Source organism: Lysinibacillus sp. GW823-FHT02G10 (genome assembly GCF_058797135.1).
This window is the reverse complement of the sequence record NZ_JBXAJI010000001.1, coordinates 867,739-888,481: the sequence shown is the minus strand read 5'-3', so window position 1 is coordinate 888,481 and position 20,743 is coordinate 867,739. Positions and strand designations below refer to the sequence as shown.

The 20,743-nt window shown below is 38.1% G+C and carries 24 protein-coding genes; 1 reads left to right on the top strand and 23 read right to left on the bottom strand.

What is annotated here, in order from left to right; translation table 11 throughout:
• Nucleotides 1–6 precede the first annotated feature (6 nt).
• The 8 genes from AC1RFD_RS04500 to AC1RFD_RS04465 form a co-directional block, all read right to left on the bottom strand.
• The gene (locus tag AC1RFD_RS04500; RefSeq protein ID WP_492474547.1) at nt 7–582 is read right to left on the bottom strand and encodes a bifunctional adenosylcobinamide kinase/adenosylcobinamide-phosphate guanylyltransferase; all 576 of its coding nucleotides are present in this window, start codon (nt 580–582) and stop codon (nt 7–9) included.
• A 12-nt stretch (nt 583–594) separates the two neighbouring features.
• Nucleotides 595–1,203: a histidine phosphatase family protein gene (locus tag AC1RFD_RS04495; RefSeq protein ID WP_048390631.1), complete on the bottom strand. Its 609-nt coding sequence runs from the start codon at nt 1,201–1,203 to the stop codon at nt 595–597.
• Nucleotides 1,200–2,294 carry a pyridoxal phosphate-dependent aminotransferase gene (locus AC1RFD_RS04490; protein WP_048390630.1) on the bottom strand — a complete coding sequence of 365 codons (1,095 nt, stop codon included), beginning with the start codon at nt 2,292–2,294 and terminating at the stop codon, nt 1,200–1,202. The genes AC1RFD_RS04495 and AC1RFD_RS04490 overlap by 4 nt, the downstream gene beginning before the upstream one ends.
• The gene (cbiB, locus tag AC1RFD_RS04485) at nt 2,281–3,237 is read right to left on the bottom strand and encodes an adenosylcobinamide-phosphate synthase CbiB (RefSeq protein ID WP_103117929.1); all 957 of its coding nucleotides are present in this window, start codon (nt 3,235–3,237) and stop codon (nt 2,281–2,283) included. The genes AC1RFD_RS04490 and cbiB overlap by 14 nt, the downstream gene beginning before the upstream one ends.
• On the bottom strand, nt 3,234–3,917 hold the full coding sequence (locus AC1RFD_RS04480) for an adenosylcobinamide amidohydrolase (protein ID WP_048390626.1): 684 nt from the start codon (nt 3,915–3,917) through the stop codon (nt 3,234–3,236). Before AC1RFD_RS04480 ends, cbiB begins: the two co-directional genes overlap by 4 nt.
• Before the next feature lie 204 nt (nt 3,918–4,121).
• Nucleotides 4,122–4,307, bottom strand: a complete 186-nt coding sequence (locus tag AC1RFD_RS04475; protein ID WP_048390624.1) for a hypothetical protein — start codon at nt 4,305–4,307, stop codon at nt 4,122–4,124.
• A gap of 104 nt (nt 4,308–4,411) precedes the next feature.
• A complete protein-coding gene (locus AC1RFD_RS04470) occupies nt 4,412–5,770 on the bottom strand; it encodes an aspartate kinase (protein ID WP_492474546.1) in 1,359 nt (452 codons plus the stop codon).
• Nucleotides 5,771–6,233: 463 nt separating this feature from the next.
• Nucleotides 6,234–6,986, bottom strand: coding sequence for a glucose 1-dehydrogenase (locus AC1RFD_RS04465; RefSeq protein ID WP_004228793.1), 753 nt, complete (start codon nt 6,984–6,986; stop codon nt 6,234–6,236).
• Between the two features lie 202 nt (nt 6,987–7,188).
• Between AC1RFD_RS04465 and AC1RFD_RS04460 the strand changes: the two genes are divergently transcribed.
• Nucleotides 7,189–7,800: a TetR/AcrR family transcriptional regulator gene (locus AC1RFD_RS04460; protein WP_009371039.1), complete on the top strand. Its 612-nt coding sequence runs from the start codon at nt 7,189–7,191 to the stop codon at nt 7,798–7,800.
• Nucleotides 7,801–7,880: 80 nt separating this feature from the next.
• Here AC1RFD_RS04460 and AC1RFD_RS04455 read toward each other — a convergent pair whose 3' ends face one another.
• From AC1RFD_RS04455 to AC1RFD_RS04385, 15 genes are all read right to left on the bottom strand, one after another.
• Complete coding sequence (locus AC1RFD_RS04455; RefSeq protein ID WP_492474545.1) at nt 7,881–8,726, bottom strand: nucleotidyltransferase; 846 nt, start codon at nt 8,724–8,726, stop codon at nt 7,881–7,883.
• A gap of 107 nt (nt 8,727–8,833) precedes the next feature.
• Nucleotides 8,834–10,963, bottom strand: a complete 2,130-nt coding sequence (locus tag AC1RFD_RS04450; protein WP_492474544.1) for a type IA DNA topoisomerase — start codon at nt 10,961–10,963, stop codon at nt 8,834–8,836.
• Between the two features lie 160 nt (nt 10,964–11,123).
• A complete protein-coding gene (locus AC1RFD_RS04445; protein WP_492474543.1) occupies nt 11,124–12,224 on the bottom strand; it encodes an alpha/beta hydrolase in 1,101 nt (366 codons plus the stop codon).
• 502 nt (nt 12,225–12,726) lie between these two features.
• Nucleotides 12,727–13,044: a hypothetical protein gene (locus AC1RFD_RS04440; protein ID WP_054548773.1), complete on the bottom strand. Its 318-nt coding sequence runs from the start codon at nt 13,042–13,044 to the stop codon at nt 12,727–12,729.
• A 147-nt stretch (nt 13,045–13,191) separates the two neighbouring features.
• Complete coding sequence (locus tag AC1RFD_RS04435) at nt 13,192–14,016, bottom strand: copper amine oxidase N-terminal domain-containing protein (RefSeq protein ID WP_281216582.1); 825 nt, start codon at nt 14,014–14,016, stop codon at nt 13,192–13,194.
• Nucleotides 14,017–14,232: 216 nt separating this feature from the next.
• A complete protein-coding gene (locus AC1RFD_RS04430) occupies nt 14,233–15,348 on the bottom strand; it encodes a hypothetical protein (RefSeq protein ID WP_492474542.1) in 1,116 nt (371 codons plus the stop codon).
• Complete coding sequence (locus AC1RFD_RS04425; protein ID WP_492474541.1) at nt 15,335–15,832, bottom strand: RNA polymerase sigma factor; 498 nt, start codon at nt 15,830–15,832, stop codon at nt 15,335–15,337. Before AC1RFD_RS04425 ends, AC1RFD_RS04430 begins: the two co-directional genes overlap by 14 nt.
• A 243-nt stretch (nt 15,833–16,075) precedes the next feature.
• Nucleotides 16,076–16,579, bottom strand: a complete 504-nt coding sequence (locus AC1RFD_RS04420) for a hypothetical protein (protein WP_131519913.1) — start codon at nt 16,577–16,579, stop codon at nt 16,076–16,078.
• A 139-nt stretch (nt 16,580–16,718) separates the two neighbouring features.
• Complete coding sequence (locus AC1RFD_RS04415; protein ID WP_081010929.1) at nt 16,719–17,225, bottom strand: GNAT family N-acetyltransferase; 507 nt, start codon at nt 17,223–17,225, stop codon at nt 16,719–16,721.
• A 90-nt stretch (nt 17,226–17,315) separates the two neighbouring features.
• A complete protein-coding gene (locus AC1RFD_RS04410; RefSeq protein WP_054548777.1) occupies nt 17,316–17,546 on the bottom strand; it encodes a hypothetical protein in 231 nt (76 codons plus the stop codon).
• Nucleotides 17,547–18,153: 607 nt separating this feature from the next.
• The gene (locus AC1RFD_RS04405) at nt 18,154–18,303 is read right to left on the bottom strand and encodes a hypothetical protein (RefSeq protein WP_196333027.1); all 150 of its coding nucleotides are present in this window, start codon (nt 18,301–18,303) and stop codon (nt 18,154–18,156) included.
• A 467-nt stretch (nt 18,304–18,770) separates the two neighbouring features.
• The gene (locus AC1RFD_RS04400) at nt 18,771–19,082 is read right to left on the bottom strand and encodes a hypothetical protein (RefSeq protein ID WP_054548778.1); all 312 of its coding nucleotides are present in this window, start codon (nt 19,080–19,082) and stop codon (nt 18,771–18,773) included.
• 155 nt (nt 19,083–19,237) lie between these two features.
• Nucleotides 19,238–19,831, bottom strand: a complete 594-nt coding sequence (locus AC1RFD_RS04395) for a VanZ family protein (RefSeq protein WP_054548779.1) — start codon at nt 19,829–19,831, stop codon at nt 19,238–19,240.
• A gap of 177 nt (nt 19,832–20,008) precedes the next feature.
• Entirely contained in the window at nt 20,009–20,503 is a 495-nt protein-coding gene (locus AC1RFD_RS04390; protein ID WP_250783399.1) for a hypothetical protein, read from the bottom strand.
• Nucleotides 20,490–20,705, bottom strand: coding sequence for a helix-turn-helix transcriptional regulator (locus tag AC1RFD_RS04385; protein WP_054548780.1), 216 nt, complete (start codon nt 20,703–20,705; stop codon nt 20,490–20,492). Before AC1RFD_RS04385 ends, AC1RFD_RS04390 begins: the two co-directional genes overlap by 14 nt.
• Between the last annotated feature and the right edge of the window lie 38 nt (nt 20,706–20,743).

The window sequence follows — 20,743 nt, the reverse complement described above, 5'->3', positions numbered from 1 at the left end:
TCTTGATTATTTCCATCTCTTTACAATGCCATAGTTCATTTCATAGGCCTCCTGTGCCATAGAAACCAACCATTGATGGAACTGTCCGAGCGTTCGTCGGTATAATTCTACTTCATCACTAGCATAAGGAGGTTCATCAAACAGTTCATTGGATACCACAAAAAAAGTCAAATCCTTCTTCAGTAGTGATTGGATCGCCTGCTTGACGGCCTGTAGCTTCTTAGCTAAACAACCAGGCTGTTGTAAACAGGGTGTCCCCTTGTCATAGCCTTCGTAAAAAGCATTGGTCAGCCAAGTTGTCACGCAATCCCACAGCACCACATCTCCATCCTGAAATGTCTCAAATACTTCAGAAATTGCATAGGGAGCCTCCACCGTCAGCCATTGTACAGGCTGTGCCTGGCGATCTGCCTGATGCCGTAAGATTCTTTTTTCCATTTCATGATCTAAGGCAATACCCGAAGCCAAATAGAGCAAGCGTTTCGCTGTACATGCCTGTGCCTCATAATGCTGAAGCGCTGCTTGCTCGGCAAAATGGGATTTACCACTACGTACACCACCTGTAATAAAAATAAGCGCCATGTAGGACACCTCCTATTGTAAATGATGTAAATTACCAATATCCTTCACAAGCCATTGTTGACCTTGCCGTTCAATCACTGTCACACTTGTCCCATGAATGTATGGGGCCGCCCATAGCTCACTAATACTGCGCTGTAAAATAGCATTGATAATGCATTTAATCGTTACAGCGTGGGAGACAATGAGGATCGTTTCATTGTGATGTTGGGCTGCTATTTTTTTTAATGTAAACATCGCTCTTTCTGTTACAGCTCCAAAGCTTTCTGTATGACTCGCCACAAACTGCGCAGGGTAGTTCGTATATAGCTCATAATCAAGCTTATGTGTCGCCAGTATATCGTCGATTGTCTGCCCCTGCCATTTCCCTAAATAGATCTCCCGTAAATCATCTTCATAGGCAATAGGCAGCTTGCGATTGGCCATCAAAATAGCCATCGTCTCTCTTGCACGACCACTTGAACTACAATAAGCAGCGGTAAAAGGAATCTGTTGCAGTTGCTTGTGAAGTTTTTCAGCCGCTGCTCTACCGTTTTCCGTTAATGGAGAATCCAGCCACCCCTGTAGTCGATGCTCCTGATTCCATTGTGTTTCCCCATGTCTTACTAGATAAAAAGTTGTCACTTTTCTCTCCCCTTATTTAGGTTAAACCACGTTTGTAGACAATTATGTAAAGATGTCATGGCTGCAATGTCTTTTATGCCAATACGGAACCACTCACCCTGCAAGCCTTGAAAGTTTTTTGTGTGACGCAGCACAACCCCCTGTGCAAGACAATAGGTGAAAAAGGCGTCTGCTTGCTGTGTTTTCGGTAAGGAGAAGCACACATAATTCGTCACACTATTCGTTACTTGGCAGCCATTGTCCTGTAAGTAACGATGCAGCCATTCCCTTTGCGCAGCGGCATAGGTAATTGCCTGCTGACAATAGTGCTGCTCGTCTAAACAGCTTGCCCCAATTACAAGCGCAAAGGCATTTAAATTCCAATGCGGTAGCATTTCTTTTAAGGCGCTCACAATTGTAGCATGCGCAACCAAATACCCAAGTCGTAAACCTGGAATCGCATACATTTTAGTCATCGAACGAACGACAATAACATGTGGGTTTTGTGCACTAAATTGAATCAGCGAATGCGCCTCATCTACCCAATCCATAAATGCCTCATCGATAACAAGCTCACAGTTAACGATTGCTCCGTGTGCGATTAAGGCGAGTAAATCTTCCTTATTTGGCAGTACGCCAGTCGGATTATTAGGCGTGCAAAGATAAACAGCATCTGCCGTCATCATTTCCTGCTGTAGCTGCTCTAATGGCAATGTGTAATTGATAAAATCTGTCACGACAATAGGAACGATCGTAGCACCTGCAGCACGCAATGTTCGCTCATACTCTGAAAAAGTTGGATGCACAATGATAACACGCTTATTGGCATAGCGTCTTGCTAGTACACTAAAAAGCTCTGAAGCCCCATTGCCTAGTAAAATCGTATTCTTTGCTACTTGATGAAAAGCAGCGACCTTCGTTAAAAAAGGCTCCCCATCTGGATCTGGATAGCGCTGAATTAGTGGATAAAAAGTACGCCAACGTGCCTCCACAAAGGCTGGTGGTCCTGCCGCATTGACATTTTCGCTGAAATCATACACCACCTCAGGCATCGTTAAGCCTAATTGCTGATAAACATTTTGCGGATTTGCTCCGTGATTAGGTAACCGCATAAATTAACACCTCCACTGCTAACATAACAAGCGCAAACAGCACTGTGGCAATACGCATATGAATAATGGACGTTGCAATATGCTCTTTCGTTAATGGCACTAATTTTTCCCCCATAATTGCTCGATGAGAAACAACGCCCTGATACGTATTTTTTCCTCCTAGCTGTACACCAAGCTGCACTGCAGTCGCTGCCTCTAAATAGCCACTATTTGGACTAGGATGCTTCTTAGCGTCCTGTACCCAACGCTTTAAGCGCTTGCCAAGCGAACGATCTGTTTCATTTTTCGTACCAAGCACGATCAGTAAGCCTGTAATGCGACTTGGAATAAAATTCAGGACATCATCAAGCTTGGCTGAAAACATACCAAAGTCTTTATATTTTTCATTTTTATAGCCCACCATCGAATCCAAGGTATTGACAGCCTTATAGCCCCATAAACCAATTGCCCCAAATAGAAAGGCATAAAAGAGTGGAGCTGTCACACCATCACTTGTATTCTCAGAAACCGTTTCTACCACACCACGCACAATTTCATCCTCACCTAGTTTATCGGTATCACGTCCGACAATCCAAGACAGCTTAACACGTGCTTCGGCAAAATCCCCTTTGACAAGCGGCTCATAGACAGCCATCGCCGCCTCCTTCAAGCTCCGCTGTGCCAGTCCGATACCAATCAGCAGACCCTCTACAAGGATGCCAAAAATGATACTCACCTGATAGCTTAGTAATAGAATTAGCGTCACCACAAACATGGTCGTGCCAACAACAGCAAGTGCCATCACTGTCCCACGTAGCTTGCGCCATTTGCCCTTATTCCATAAAGCTGTTTGCGATTGAATCAAGTGTCCAATCCAGCGTACAGGATGAGGAAGCTTCGGAGGGTCCCCTACTACTAAATCAAAAATAAGCCCTATGATGCAGGCAATCACGATAGCAATCATTTAGACCTCTCCTCTTTATCTTTTTTGTATTTTCTAACCGCCTCACACATCGTTTCATAAACACCATAGCCAATGACCTTACCAAGCATAGTGATGGGACCTGCATATTGATGGAAGTCCCCTTCTTCTGTCGAGGCAATAAGCAAGCTATCAGTAGATGTACCTGTAGCTAGCGTGCCTGTCGTAGGATCCGTAACACCTTCATCTACTAAAGCCTTGACCTTGGCTTCCGTAGTTGAAATCATTGCCTGAAAAAGTGCCTCATCAGACAGCTTGCCATTGATCAGCACCCAAGTATTAATGGTGCCTGCATGGTACTGCTCCTCTCGTTGAAAAGCACGGGTAATATCCACCGCATTGCCAAGCCCTGCGGTAATCATAATGACAAGGTGGATTCCCTCATATGTAAAGTCACGAATAGTCGCAAACTTGGCTTGGACAGCCGTCATCATAGCCACTGTATTGTCATGCGGGAAATGCTGTGCCTGCAAAAACTGCAGCAATTCCTGATGTGGCTGTCGTTCATCATAGGTAATAGGCACCGTTCGATTCATCAGATGCGTATAATGACCAAAGCCTGGGTTATGCATGGCTGAGGATACAACCTTCATGGCTGAAGCTGTTTGAAGGGCAACATAATCGTCAAAAATATGAATGCAATCCTTAGTAAGTATAGGCAATCAATCGCCTCCTCGCGATAAAGTTATGACGGAACATAAAAAAACAAATTCTTACAAAGAAGAATTTGTACGGTCGATTCTTTATTAAAATTTGAACCTTCTGAACATTTGTACAGAATAACAACTTCATAATACTCAAATTATTTATTTTCTTTGAAATTGTATCATAACTTTGGCTATTGTCACAATTCCATTTTCAAAGTGTTATTGCTGCTTTTGTTTGAGATTCTTAAAGCGGATGACAGAGCCGACGATAATAAAGACCCACCCAATGCCTATGTAAACAATTTTCATTGTTTTTGTCGATGACGGTAAAATATCCATAATCGTTAAACAGACAAAAAGTATCCCGATGATTGAAAAAAGCATACCAATTGTTAAATTCTTCACGAATAACCCTCCCAACTATGTACGCCCTCGATTTTACCGTATTCTTGGCAAAAAGAAAACACTAATCCAAGCAAGAAACACTTGGATTAGTGACGATTGTGTCATTATGCTTTTGCATGGGCAAAAAACTCTTCATATAACGCTTGTAAAATGCGGTTTTCATATTCCTGAAGGACACCAAACACGAGGCTCACTTCAGAAGAACCTTGATTGATCATTTCAATATTTGCGCCAGTTTTTGAAATCGCTGTGGCAGCACGGGCAGCTAATCCTGTGTTATGACGCATCCCTTCGCCCACAATCACGATCATGGAAAAACCGTGACGCATTTCTACATACTCTGCATGTAGCTCTTCTTTCACACGACTAAGAATGCGTGCTTCATTTTCTGGTGTTAGTTGATTCGAACGCATGATGACAGAAATATCGTCTAAACCAGATGGTGTGTGTTCATAAGAAATATTTTCATCTTCTAAAATTTGGAGTAGCTTACGTCCAAAGCCTACCTCACGATTCATCAAATATTTAGAGACATATAAAGTTGAAAAGCCACTGTCTGCCGAAATACCTGTAACTGGACGACCTGTTGCAGGACGGCTTGGTACAATACGTGTACCTGGGGCTGATGGATTATTTGTATTTTTTATGTTAACGGGCACCCCAATCTTGTAGACAGGCATTAACGCTTCATCATGGAACACTGAAAAGCCTGCATATGATAATTCGCGCATTTCGCGATACGTAATTTCTTTAATTTCCACTGGATCGTTGACGACTTTCGGATTCGCGGAGAACACACAATCCACATCCGTAAAGTTTTCATACAGCTCCGCTTCAACGGCTGCTGCTAAAATAGAGCCTGTAATATCAGAGCCACCGCGGTCAAATGTTCGCAATACGCCCGCTTTAGTGTAACCGAAGAACCCTGGGAACACAATAATTTCTTTTGTGTCTTTTAAAGGGGCTAAATTAGCATACGCTTCAGGTAATGCAAAGGTTCTTTCTGGTAAATCATTGACCACTAAACCTTCTTTAGGACTGACATAGCGTGCGGGCATACCAATGGCATTAAAGTAAGCTGCAATAAGCTTGGCGTTATTATCTTCACCTGCTGCTTTAATACTATCGATGAATAATTCCACATTTGTTTTGTCACCTTTTACACGTTCACGTAAATCTTCTGCGATTACGTCACAAATGGCATTATCTAGCCCCAAACCATCAGCAATCGCTCTAAAACGATCCACAACAGTTTGCAATTTTTCCTCTGTATTCTCTTGTAGTAACGCTGCATTTGCTAATTGTATTAATAGGTCAGTTACTTTTATATCGTCACCAGAACGTTTCCCTGGTGCTGAAACGGCAACAATCTTACGCGCCGGATTAGATTTTACAATGTTTGCTACTTTTTGTATTTGTTCTGCACTTGCTACAGATGTTCCACCAAATTTACACACGATCATATCTATCAAATCCTAACTTTTTCAAATTAATTGTATTCCTCCACAAAACAATTGACTGTACACAGTGTACAAATTATCGTTTCCTACGTCAATACAATTTAAAAAATTCACGCAATTTTTCGAGAAATATGGACAATTTTCGTACTGTTTGATTTATTATACGGATTTCACATGAAATAGTTAAGGTTTTTGTGAATTTTTTTTCGTGACGTTCACATAATCGTGAAATTTTCGGTTTTGACTTTCTTCTATATAAATGAAGAAAACGCTTACTCCATTTATGATATGCACAAATATCCACTATGTCTGTGCTATTTTTGTATGTATCAAGGATTCCTTCAGCAAGGCTTTTTCTTTTATTTATGAGGTTTTTCGCTCGTTCCTGAGGCCTTTATGGAGTGACTGTGGATATAAAAAACTAGGCTCACGTCGAGTGATGCCTAGTTTTGATTTTGCTATTGGATTAAATGGCTGTCCAGCCGCCATCGATTACGAGCTCTGCGCCTGTCATAAAGCGGGATTCGTCTGACGCTAAGAACACTACGCCATAAGCTACATCTTCAGGTTCACCGAAGTATGGTAATTGCGTGTAAGCTTGATAGTATGGCAATGCACCGCCCTCTTCCATCGTAGGCGCTGTCATTGGTGTTACAATAATGCCTGGATGAACAGAATTCACACGAATTTTATCTTTACCATATTCAATCGCAGCCGATTTAGAAAGCACACGAAGCGCTCCTTTTGCTGCTGTATAAGGGCTTGTACCAGCCATTCCCACGATTCCACCGATCGAAGAAATATTGATAATTGAACCACCGCCAGCTTTTTGCATTTCAGGAATCACATATTTCATGCCAATGATACAACCATTCAGGTTAATATCCATAATTTTATTCCATTCAGCCATTTCCATGTTGGCAATTGTTTTAGGTGATGAAACGCCCGCATTGTTGACGAGGATATCCACTTTGCCATATGCCTTTACAGCCTCGGCAATCACTGCTTTCCACTCATCCTCAGAAGTAACATTATGTTGAAGACCAATAATGTCCCCACCATTTTCTTTAATTTCTTTTACTAAATTATTCAAGGGCTCGATTTGTACATCTGTTGCAATGACCTTTGCGCCTTCTTGTGCAAATAGTTTTGCCTCAGAAGCGCCCATTCCCATTGCTGCTCCTGTAATAATTGCTACTTTCCCATTTAAACGACCCATCATAAAACTCCCTTTCTTCTATATAAATGAACAATTCGTGAACACGTTAACAACTAGTTGTATTATCGACACGGTGTCGTTAATATAATTATAACGCGCAATTGAAAAAGGGCAAACAACACCAAAGCCCATAATGATGCTTTCACAACACTTGCAATCGGACTGTTGTTTAAATAGAAAATTTAATACAAGGAGCTTCAAAATGTCGAAAAAAATGGACCCTCGCGTCATCAGAACGCGCCAATTATTAAGAGATGCACTAGTGGCATTAATTGATGAACAAGGCTATGAAAAGATTACGGTACAAGATATTACACAACGGGCTACATTAAATCGTGCCACTTTTTATTTACACTACCGTGATAAATTAGACCTTCTCTATCAAAGCTCAGAAGAAGCCTTGCATGAGCTTGTAAGTAGTATTCATCCACCCTTCGAAGAGAAGAAGGATTTTGATTTATTACCAAATTATGACCAGCCACATGAGACATTTATGCATTTATTTGAACAAATAGCGCTGAATAGTAAGCTATACAAGGTCTATCTCACAGAAAAAAATATCCCTTATTTCTCCGATGGTCTTAAAGACATTATTATCAATTTTGTCTCGAGCGGCATTCAAATGATGGAGCCTGACGACCAAAAGCTGACCGTGCCGCGCGAAATGGCCGTCCGTTTTTATGCAGCCGCCTTTCTTGAAGTAATCGTCTGGTGGTTAGAAAATGATATGCCCTATACCCCCAAATTTATGGCGACCCAGTTAATGCGTATTACCATTAAAGGCCCTTATATTGACAACCCTTTTGAAAGATAAAGCAGAACACCAAATTTCAATCAACAACAAAAGGTAATCACAACGCAAATGTGATTACCTTTCTCTATTTGTCTCGAAAGTTATACGATTTTCATGTTTAATTCTCTAGTAGGGTTATAGAATTGTAACCATTTATCCGCTTCACTGACCATCCACGTTCCAAATTCATTTAAAAACAATAACAAAACGTTCGTATCGAATATGGGTGTTATTGCATATTCAAGTGCCCTTCTCATGTCGCTTTCCTTGTCAGGGAAATATTCTGAGAACCGTTTGTAGGCGGGGTATAAATCCCTTGTATAGGTGTTTTCCTTCGTTATGACAAGTGCAAGTCCTGCTCTTACTATAATTTTCATAATCCACTTACAACAATCTTTAATATCCTCTCTATCCGAATTATCTTGAAGATCATCACAGGCATTTTTTATTTGCCCCTGCAAATGAATAAGGTGGTCATTCGCTAAAGCCTCGTTCGCTTTATATCTTGGTAATCGAGGTATTAAATCCTCTCCAAAGACACATATACTATGGGTTTGGAGGATGAAACTAATGATTGAAAAAGATGTCGTATTTAAAATATCTTCTTTGCCGAATACACTTAGCTCAATCCCATCTACACAATCATGGTTTTGAGTTAACGCTTGCTCTACTTCTTTTATCCGCTTTACCTGCTGTTTTTTAGGCTTATGCTTCGTAACCGCTATTGTGTCTAAGTCAGCTACTCCTTCAATACCTATACCCTTTGGAATCGATCCCCTTATATAAATGCTATGTAAGTCATCTTGGAGAAGGGTGCGATAGGTATGAACCACATCGTTGATGACAGCAAGAAAAATAGGGTTGATTTTATTCCAATCTGCATGATTAATAATGTATCCATCACTATCTGTCAGACATAAGCTGCCAATTTCTTTTATAGTCGTCATTACATCGCTCCTTTTAGGTGACTGATTTACTTAAAAATAGGATAGCATGTCCTATACAAACACACTATCCTACTTTCATGTTGGAAGTCCTTTGAAACTATCAGCATTTACTTTTCTTTAAATTCAAATTCAATTTTTCCTTCTACCAAACGTAGGGCTGCATTAAATTGTTTGCCATTCTTTGATTTAAAGCCTTTCATCATAGCAGTTTTCCCACTCTTACATAAATCATGGATGTTTTTTTCCGTTAGTTTTTTTCCTAATAGCCTTTGTGGGAACGTTTGCTTACAACCATTTTTATAATTCGAACATCCGTAAAAGCTTTTACGCAAGCCTATTTTCCCTTCCTTGCATGCTGGGCACATGGCAATATCTTTGACCACGGCTGGTTTAAACTGCTCTGTTTCAATTGTCAGTGACTCTAACTGTTTAGGCACCTCTGCTATTAGTTGATGAATAAACTTGCCTATGCTCTCAATAAAATGCTTGGCAGAGCCTTCCCCATGGCCAATTTTATGTAAGTAAATTTCCCATTTGGCCGTCATGGAAGGACTTGACAGTAATGTTCCTTCAATTGCCTGACATAAAAGCTGTCCTTTCGGTGTAATGCTCACGATATTTTTTCGTACTTCAATAAATCCATGCTTCTTAATCGTCTCGATAATGCCACTTCGAGTTGCTTCCGTCCCAATCCCTTCAATCGATTTCAGCACCTCGATTTCCTCTTCATCCTCAACCGATTTACCACAGGTTTTCATCATCGTAATGAGTTGACCTTCTGTATAGGGCTTCGGAGGTGTTGTCGTGCCTTCTAAAATAGCAATCTTACTTTGTACCAGCTCATCTTGGAAGACAACAGGTAAAGACTCCTCACGCGCCTGCACCTCTGTCTCATTTGAAAATAATTCTTTCCAGCCTTTGACAAGCTCTGTTTTCCCTACTGTTTTAAACTCTACATTTTTGACATTCGTGATAATCGTTTTTTCATCGTATTCATAATCCTGATGAAACATAGCGAGTGTCGTATTGAGGATTTCAAAATAAATATTTCGTTCATCAGCATTCATGGATTGCAACGCTTTGGCGGTCGGTATTTTTTTCGTTGGAATTATCGCATAGTGCTCCCCAACATTGGCACTGTCGACATAGCGCTTGTTCTTCCCTCTATTGATTGGCTGAAATGCTTTTCCCACAAGCTGCTGATAGTTTCCTAATGATTCATTTAAATAAGCAAACTCATTATGTGTAATGAGCTGTGAATCGGTACGTGGGTAAGAAACGAGCTTTTTCTCATAAAGTGATTGCGTAAGTTTCAACACATGTGATGGACTGTATTTCCAACGTTTATTGGCAGCCGCTTGTAAAGTAGATAGCGCATGTAGTTTAGGTGGTGCCATCCGCTTCGTTTTGTTCGTGACACTTGTAATGAGGCCTGTATCATTCGGTTCAATCCCATGCTGTTGCAATAACTGCACTGCCTCAGCCCGCTCTTTTGTCTTTAGCTTCGCCTTCCCTTTATATACACCATGTTGAGCTTTAAATACCCCTTCGATTTCATAAAATTTTTCAGGCTGGAACTGTTCAATTTCCTGCTGTCTTTTATAAATTAAATAGACGGTTGGCGATTGTACTCGTCCGATGGAGATACTGCCCTTGAAGCCCTTTTTCTGCAACAGTAGCGTATAGAGGCGACTACAGTTCATACCTACTAGCCAATCGCTAATTTGACGCGTTTTAGCTTCTTGGTACATAAGCAAATCACGCTCATTACCTTGCATATGATTAAAACCTTTTCGGATTTCCTCTACTTCTAATGAATTGATCCATAATCGTTTAACTGGCTTATTTACTTTTGTCATTTTCAAAAGGGAGTAGAAGATATTTGAACCCTCACGTTCACTATCACAGCAGTTATAAATCATTGTTACTTGGGGATCACTAAAGATTTTTTTGACTGCATTGAATTGTGGATACATTTTAGAGACCACTTTATCTTCAAATTTTTGCGGAATGATCGGTAATGAAGCAAGCGACCACTTCTCCCATTCCTTTTGATATTCTTTCGGCTCCTTTAATTCAACAAGATGACCAACCGCCCAGGTAATAACTGCACCATGAGGAAAAGTAGCACAGGGTTCCAGTTCAATAAAGGTTTTCTCTTTTTGCTTCACTTTAAAGGCGTCTGCATATGCTCTTGCTTGAGATGGTTTCTCTGCTAATATAGCAATTTTCCCCATTAATCATCACATCTTCTTTACAATATTTTAGTAGCTTTTCTATAAAAACATAAAACTCAACTAATCAGATTAGTTGAGTTGATGGTGAAATACCTTACTACTATTTTACTTTAAACCATATAAAATAGCACTTACTAAAATCTTTGACCTCTTAAGCAAATTATAAAGTAGCAAAAATTTTCTTTACCCATTCAAGATACGCTCGCATATAGTATTCCTGCTTAAAGCCATGATTCTGGTCCTCTGCTACTATCACAGTCACATCCGCGTCTGCGTTTCGTGCAGATTGGATATACTCCTGTGGACCTTTTACCTCGATTGCTAAATCCTTTGTCCCATAAGCTATAAACTGAGGTATATGAGCTGTTCTGAAATGCGTAGATAAATCTGTCTGCTGCAAGAGCTCTTCACGTTTTTCTGGATTTCTGACATCTTCATCATTAAAAGAAGCAAAGAGCATGGGCACATTATAGCGATACGTCAATGCAGGGTAAATCATAGCAGCAGATGCTACTTGATCATCAACAGCATCAATGGCATCAGGCTGATAACTAGCAGGAAACAGATTTTCTCCCTGAATAAGGTTAATAAAGCTACCCGTTTGATAGCCTCCAGCACTAAAACCTATTAAACCAATTCGATCTGGATGGAGACCATAATCATTGGCATGATAACGTAGAAATCGGACGGCACGCTGAACATCTAGCTGTGGAATAGGCCACTCATAGGGATTGGAACGATAGTGGAGAACGAATGCATTAATACCTGCTTTATTTAATGATGCAGCTACTTCCTTTCCTTCCGCTGTTCCTCCATCCATTTCCTTAAAGCCATAACCACCACCTGGCATAATAATGACGGCACTGTCACTGTTCGCTACCGTATAAGGAATCAGATAGGGCTCATCTTCATAGGTTGATTTTTCATAGCCCCCTTCAATTTCATGGACATAGGTAAAGGTATCAATAGCCGCTTCATTGTCTTTATAGTCTTCTCCCACAATGCCAGTGGAAAATTTGAATGTCGCCAAAAGTCTGTTAGGATTGCCCTTAATATTCATATCGTCAAGCTTACTTCCCGAATGATTACCTGCCACTTCTTCTCCCCAAATCTCCACCTTGTCTTCAATATCCGCAACTGGCTTGCCTGGTTTATTTCCTAACGGATTAATCACAAGAATAGCGTATCCAACCCCCATAAACAAAGTCAGTATAACTAGAAGGATTCCTGCTATCTTGGCTATTTTCTTCGCTACCCTCATCATCATAACCCCCATTAAATTTACTTATGTATCGTTTACTATTTATTATCTCGGGTAAAGGATTATTAACCTTTAGCTCATTCTTTAGCAAATAACGATTGAAGATCTTGTATAGCATCAATACAGGGTTGTATTCTTGCATTTTCTAATGGATTAAAATGACCTTACTAAAGAAATGTCTGAAGAGCACAAATTTTTTAAAAACTGCATACGTACCTTGCGTAAACTATATTATTAAAACACAACCATAATTTTTTCGGAGTAAGAGGTAGGTATTGTAAAAAAGAAGGAGGGATACAATGTTTGATGAAGCTGCATATTTTATTTTTAGAGCACTGTTAATTTTAACTGTTTTGGTTGTTGTGGTTGGAATCCCACTTGGTGAAACACTGATTAGAAAAAAATAAAACTGCATCTAAATGGATGCAGTTTTTGATTTTTATCCTACTTTGTGTCGGTAATAGATTTTGGGATTGTTGAAATAATGTACTATATAGAAGTCTTAGAATGGATTTTCACCTTTTATAAAAGGAATAAAAACTACATAATTTGAACCAATAAAAATGAGCCAAAAGAGTACTGATGTACGTCGCTGTTTAAAGATATTACTTTCCTGAAAAATAAAAATACCGACAATCAACGAGTATAAGACGAATAAAATATACGATAATCCAAACCAGTTTACCCATACGTCACCTGTAAATTGAATTCCAAAATTCTCGTATATAGGTCTTAAAATATAAGTTGTGAAAAGTAAACCAATCGATAGAATTACAATGATTTCGAGTAAACTAAGTACAACTTTCTTCCATTCATCCAAATAAATTACCTCATTTCTTCTGACAACATGAAAATATAAACCTGCGTAATGGTACAAACAAAGTTGCAATGTTGTTTAAGTAGAAAAAGGCTCTACTCCTTATTAAAGTAAGTCCGTTAAAACAATAGTAAAACACTATCATTCACCTTATGGAACTGTATTACTCATAACTGTCACAAAGCCGTTCAACGAGGCTGTATCAATTAATTGAAGTATTCCCAGTCTTGCGGTATCACTGTAGACATACCAATGATTTGCAGTAGTATCATGCACCAAAACTCCGCCCAAGTCCCCCGTGGAAAAATAAATATCAAACCGTTTGATACTGTTCGAGTCTTGGTCTAAAAAATCAAATTGCGCATTTTTATCATAGTCTCCTACTGGAATGGGATGAGAATTCCAAGGATTATAAGTAGGTGCTTCGATTTTATTTCCATTATTTTTTATAAAAGTATTATAAATAGCTTCGTTATAACCATTCCCATTGATTTGCTGTACGACTCCGCCTAATGTCATATGATATTCGTATTGCAATGCTTTTACTTTTATACCATCAATAAAGAGAGGCTGTGTCTCAACCGTTACTGTACCGTTTTTGTAAGTGATATTGCTGCCAAATGTTTCGGCAAGAAAACGCATCGGAACAAAAGTACGATTATTCTTCATATATGGCTCTACATCAAGCAGTTCTGTTTTACCGTTTTTCACCACTTGATTACGATTAAGTTTTAGTGTTACCTGTATATCGTTTTTAGTAAGGGTGATTTGGGCATCCGTCCATACAACATTTACCCCTAAATTTTCACTAATTACACGTAAAGGAACCATTGTCCGATTACTTTTAACTTCTGGATTTACATCAGATGCAATTGTAACACCGTCAACTTTTATTTGAAAATCGGCTGCATATGCCGGTGACGAAGTCATGATTAGAATCAACCCAAGAAAAATTCCTGAGAACACTTTTTTCAACTTTGAACACTCCTTTTCTTAAAACTCACTATTCTCCCCAAAAATACATTCCACTAAATATTTTACCATAAAAATCCACCTATATCGTTAAACTATCCTGCTCTTTATTCAATCTACATGACCTATAAAAGAAGACGCGTTTCGAAATAAATAAACGCGTCCGATTGTTAGATTAAGATACTGATGAAAATTAGAATTGATGTCCTTTCTAAAAACCTAATAAATTCCCCTACTAAAGGCTGGCTGCCAAATTCCTTGGGCATTTTTCTCCATACCTAGCTCTGTTGGTCCTTCAAGTGAAATAAATTTTACAACACCTGTTGTATCTGTTTGTTGCTCAAACTCCGCATGTTCTAGCCCAGCAAAGAGGTTTGCAATAATAAGGCGATTTATTTCCTTTGTAAACAACTCCTGACGTACGATTTTCGTTTTCTCATAATATCTTCGAACACTTTCTGTTTCTTCGTTCTTATTTGTTGTAAACAATGCTTCATATGTTTCATAATCTTTTTCAATATCACTCAATAAAAACATTTTAGTAATCGCTTGGGGTGTCATATTTTTTAACTTTTCAATATTATAATCCGCTTTAAAGGCATCAAAAACTTGCTGCTCCTGTTCAGTCAATTCAAATGTTAGCTCAAAATTTTGGAAGCCTACGACCTTACCGACTAATTGCCCCTCACTAATTTTCATAATCGTATGGCCTTCGTCACTGTCATAAACAACCATTTCTTTTTCTTTCGCAGAAATCGATCTGTCATTGAATGGCGCTGGTCTTGTTCCATAATTATGAAAAAAGTAAGGATTCTTAAATGGGTCATTAATTTCCTCTTTTTTTATTTGCTCATTTAATCCATGTACTTTTAATGGGGTATCCTCTACTAAAATTTGCCCTTGCTTCATTGTTACATGATCATTCCCTAATCCTAATACAGTTGAAACGACAAGCCCATCCGTTCCATAAAAAGCAATATAATCTCCATACGTAATGGGGGCTTCCTTATCGATAATCATGGGTAAAAAATGCAGCATCCATTGTTTTCCAAGTAGATGGGCATATTTCGGTTGAATGATGTCTAACGAAGAAACATCATCGACAATCGGTAGTAGCTCATTTTGCTGACTTGCGGTTTGTAGGTTATTCTTTTGAGAAAACTCAACGAATAGCATTAACCCAATAATGAAACAAGCTGCAATAGATACGGTGACAACCTGCCAGTTAAACTTTCTTTTTATGGGTTTCTTTTGCAATATACGTTGCTTGATGTCGTTTGTAAATGGGGCATCTTGTCGCAATTCTTCTTTTAGCTTGTCTTTAAACTCCTTCATAAAATATTGCCTCCAGTTCCGGATTTGTTTTCAACAATTCTCTCGCTCGACGAATCCTTGTACGAACGGTGTTTTGTGAGACGTTTAATAAACTAGCAATTTCAGAAACATCAAATTCTTCATAATAAAACAGTACAATGACTTCCCTATAATGAAGTGGTAATGCAAAGACAATTTGCTTTAAAGTTGCAAAATCTTCAGTTGCTATATATGTTTGCTCTACGGAGGGTTCAGTTCTACCTAGTGGTAAAAGCTTTGAAATAAATGATTTTCTCTTTTGTTTACGTAGTTCATCGTGACAGCAATTAATAGCGATACGGGTTAAATACGTTTTCAATGAAGCATCTTTTCTAAAATCGTCTTTATGTAATAAGTACTTCATGAGTACGTCCTGTGTAATCTCCTCTGCAAGCTGAAAATCCTTCATATATAAATAGCTAAGATGATACAAATATTCACCATATTGTTCTACGATTTGTTCCAACAACAGCTCACCTCGTTTCAATCCTACTACTTAGACGCTCGTTTTCTAAAAAATTGTTCAATCTCCTGGAAATATTTTAGAGTAGCCTTTTTATCAAGATTGCAGTAGTATGCAATGCACTTCTAGATGATGCAACAGTACCTATGTATTAGATGGGCTTACTGATAATGGCCCTTTTCATGAAGAAAGACGCTTTCCTATTATTTTAGATAAGCGTCCCAGAAGATCATTATTCAACTTTACCTATAGTTCGTTCAAGAAGGACTGTTCTTTTTTCGATTTGTTAAATAAATCTACTCTTTCTTTTATACTTTCGTTCTTACTAGTATCCCACCATTCAACGACCACATAAATCTCATGTATATCTTTCAGTGTAATAAAGTCACCATTTTTATTGATGTATGGCCCTGCAATAGCACCAGTTGTATATTCTGCTATATTCGTCTCACCAGTAACTGAATCAGTATGAACTACTGAATCATCACTCTCGATAACCACATGCGTTTCAAAGTGGAAGAAATCTGTCATATACGTATTGACGTTTTTCATTTTTAAGGTCCCAAATCCTGCTTTAAAGTCTTCTGGTGTTATAACAATCTCATACCCAGTTAGATTCCAGCTTTCACTTTCACCCATCAATAATAAATAATAAGTATTACCACTTTTTTGAGCATTGCAGCCAGATAGTACAAAGAACGACAACATCAAATAAATGCAAGGCACTAAACCTTTTATATATTTCTTCATTCAATCCCCCTTATAACATTCCTTCTATAAAATAAATATCTAATTCCCAAAAAGAATGCTATTCACCTCTTTAAAAGAAAAAGACACGTTCCTATATTAACGCGCCCTTTTCTGGAATAAAAAATGAGTTACTAACTATTCATAAACTTTTGTAGGCAACTTGAACGATTTGTTGTTCACCATTCTTCTCAAAAATCTTATAATTTTTCATCCCGATTTTTTCCGCAACTTTTTGGGATGGGATATTTTTTAAGGTCGTGTATGAAAATATTTCAGAATAGCCCAGAACATTCCATGCATATTCCTTACAAGCAGATGCCGCTTCTGTCGCATACCCCTTATTCCAATACGCTTTAATAATGTGAAAACCGATTTCAGGTAACCATACACCGTCAATGTTCTGCATGGTTATTCCACAATCACCGATAAATAGATCTCCTTCTTTTAAAACAACTGCCCATAGTCCGTGATTATATTGCTTATAATTTTTCTCATTCCATCTGATCCAATTTTTAACCTCTTCTTGATTAAAGGGATGAGGGTAATATTGCATAGATTCGGGGTCGGAAAGCACTTTTGATAATTCATGATGATCGTCCATTTTTAACGCTCTAAGGTATAATCGTTCCGTCTCGATTATCTTCAAAATGCCCACCCTTTGCTTTTAATATATTTTGCTACAATATTTCATTTAGAAATGTGCAGTATCTGTTTTTACCCATTTGAAGCCAAAAAGTTACCCAAAGTAATGATGGACACACCAAACAACAAGAAACAGACTTACTATCCCCCAAGCAGTGGTACTCCATATCCACCAAACTACAGATCTTGCTTTTGATGAATTTTCCTCTTCTTCCATATTCAACTTTATAAAAGCGACCTTACTTTCCATACCTTTTTTCATAGAAGCGAGCACAACAAATCCAATTATTATGAAACCAATAGTTACCCAAAGTAGTAGGTCCACCTTTACACTCCCTTTATATAATTGAATTTCAGCGCAATTTATTATAATAATTAGATTCTACAAAGATAACAATATACCTTGTGTTAATTCAAGTGCGTTTTAGTATATCATGTATTAAAATGCTGAAACTTAAAGTGCCAGAAGCTTTGTTTGAAAACTTTACTTAAAAGAATGTTATTCAACAATTGGACCCAATGTTAAGATAGACACGCAAATGTAAGATGTATTGCTTTACTCAACAATATGACCCTTAAATGAAAAGGAGCAAAATAGATGGCCCTATCCCTCACTTTGGCTGCTCTATCCATCACTTTTCACGTTGTATCCGCTACTTTTCATGTTTTAACCACTACTTCAGAGCCTATCCCTCACTTTGCCTACTCTATCCATCACTTTTCACGTTGTATCCGCTACTTTTCATGTTTTAACCGCCTTTTTAGAACCTATCCCTCACTTTGCCTGCTCTATCCATCACTTTTCACGTTGTATCCGCTACTTTTCATGTTTTAACCGCTACTTTAGAACCTATCCCTCACTTTGCCTGCTCTATCCATCACTTTTCACGTTGTATCCGCTACTTTTCATGTTTTAACCGCTACTTTAGAGCCTATTCCTCACTTTGCCTGCTCTGCCATTTGAGTGGTTGAACTAGAGTCATAAAATAAACCGACCCAATGGATCCGCCAAGTGCAATTAATTGCATGTGACGCGTACTTAATTCCCGCTTTAGTTGTGAATCTTGATGATTATCTTTCATAATGCTTACTCCTCATACGTTTAGATTTTCAAATACTTGTTCAAAAAAGGAATAAAAAAAACGCCCTTTTGGATTAACCAAAAGGACGATTCAACTTGTGTTACCACCTTATTTATAAGCAATTCACATTACTTACCTTAAGAAGTACGGTCATTTGACGATACTCTCGAACATGATTACGGGTGCTTACCGGCGTAGCCTACTTAGAATAATCCTTTCGGTACATAGCTCCAAGATGAATTCTCACTCGTTTTACATGCACCTCTCATCAACCGGTAGCTTTCTGTTCGTAAAAATAATTGATACTATTTTTTTCATAGCCTTTGTTCTAGCCATCTCACGAGAAAGAGTAGATTTTCGCTAAATAAAGCGCCCGATTGTAAAAGTCCCAAAAATTACCATTCTCTTCATTACACTCTCTGAAAACCAAAAATATATTTCAATCATACGAACAGGCAACGAATATCTTACTTTTTGTTCTTTTGATATACAATAAAAGTAAGGCCATTTAATAGCAATGTAAAAATGAGAAGAACTGCTGTGGCTATCACGACTGCACGTGTCGTGTCCATGAGTGCCGTCCAATCCTCAATTTTTACTAAATGATAATTATAAAACATCTGAAAACTAATTGAAATAGCGCAGGCACTGATGCTGAGAACGGCAAGGATGCCCCAATTAGAATGTTCATGTTTTTTATTTCCCATTAGATAAATAACCGGAAGTATCCAAGCGATTATTCCTAGTAAGAGACTGCCAATATTAAGCCAACCAATCATAACGAATCCCTCTTTCTATTTGTATTACCGTTTAACAATACTTAACGGTAAATTGTAGGAAAGGTTTCAAATAACTGTATTATTCAACAATATCGACCTTTAAAAGAAAAAGACACGTTTATAAATAAACGCGCCCAATTGCCGAAAACTATTATTCAATTAAAACTACCATTATAAACTTTATCTTTTCGCTTCATTTGTATATGCGTAAATATTTTCACTATTAATATACCAATTATTCCACCAAGTATATTACATAACAAGTAGATAGCATCTATAGAACTAATGTTCCTAGGAACTAAACTAAACGACCCTAATAGTAGACGTAAAAGCTCTGTACCTAAACAACACAATATCACTAGAAAAATGGCTTTATTTATATTTTTAAAATGGAAAAGAACGCATAAAAATATCCCTAAAGGAAGTAATAATAAAAAATGATAAACTATAGATGAATAGCTCCACAAATACATATTGAAGTGGATACTATCAAAAATTCCAAACCAATCATTAGCTGTAATAAAACGTCTACTCTTGTCTGCTGGATTTAGAGGTAAAAGTGTTATTCCCCCTACTTTAATTTGAAGTAAACATAGTAAATAGAAGAGAAAGCTGTATAAAGTAACACGTCTTTGATTACTCTTGATTTCTTTTCTAAAGTAATCAAGAAATACATCTATAAAAATATAGACCAACAACACTAAAAATCCGAAAGGAACAATATTATATAGAACATAGTTTGTATGCAAGTAAACACCTCCCAAATTTTGTAACAACTATCATTTTACTTATTTTAACAATGTTAGTCAAATAGTGTTCTTCCACTACCATTTTTTCATTTAGCTGTTTTTATTGTCATTATAAAAAACACCCCCATAGACCACCATATCTATAGGGGAAAAAACGGTACGATATTCGTATGAAGTTTAGTAGGTTACCTCGGAATCTTTTCGCTTCGGAATAAGTGCAGTAAAAAGTGCAATTAAATTAGGTGGAATGCTAAATAATAAAAACAGCCAGTTTGTCGTCAGGATCGAGATGATCGTGAATACAATAATGGACGTCATGAAGACGAATAGGCCCACCTTCACACGCGAGGGCTGTAACGGGGCTGCGCTGGACATATTGATGGTCATCATAATTCCGATGATTCCCCAACTCGCTACGTGTGTTAATAAAAGGATACCTAAAACCATGGCAGTGCTTAATTCAATCCCAAAACTGAGTAACGTAAAGAAAACATACAGCGCTCCTAATGTCACATACCATGAATAGGATCTCGCCTTTTGCCAAATATGATAGTACAGCTCGTCTAAACCTCTGTTTTTTCTAGCTTTCTGTCGCCCGAACCACCATCCAAGGAGTCCACCAATCACTCCCCCATACAATCCAATCATACCCCAGATATTAATCTCCATCATTCATTCTCCCCTCTTCAAATATAAACACTTCTTCAATTGTGCTATTGAACGCTTTGGATATGTTGTAGGCAAGCTCTAAGGATGGATTGAATTTGCCTGATTCAATAGCAATGATTGATTGCCGTGAAACGCCAACTTGTTTCGACAACTCTTCCTGCGTAATCTTGTTCAATTTTCGTAATTCTCGAATTCTGTTTTTCATAATGCCTCCTTTATAAATGTAAAGCAAACTATACATTT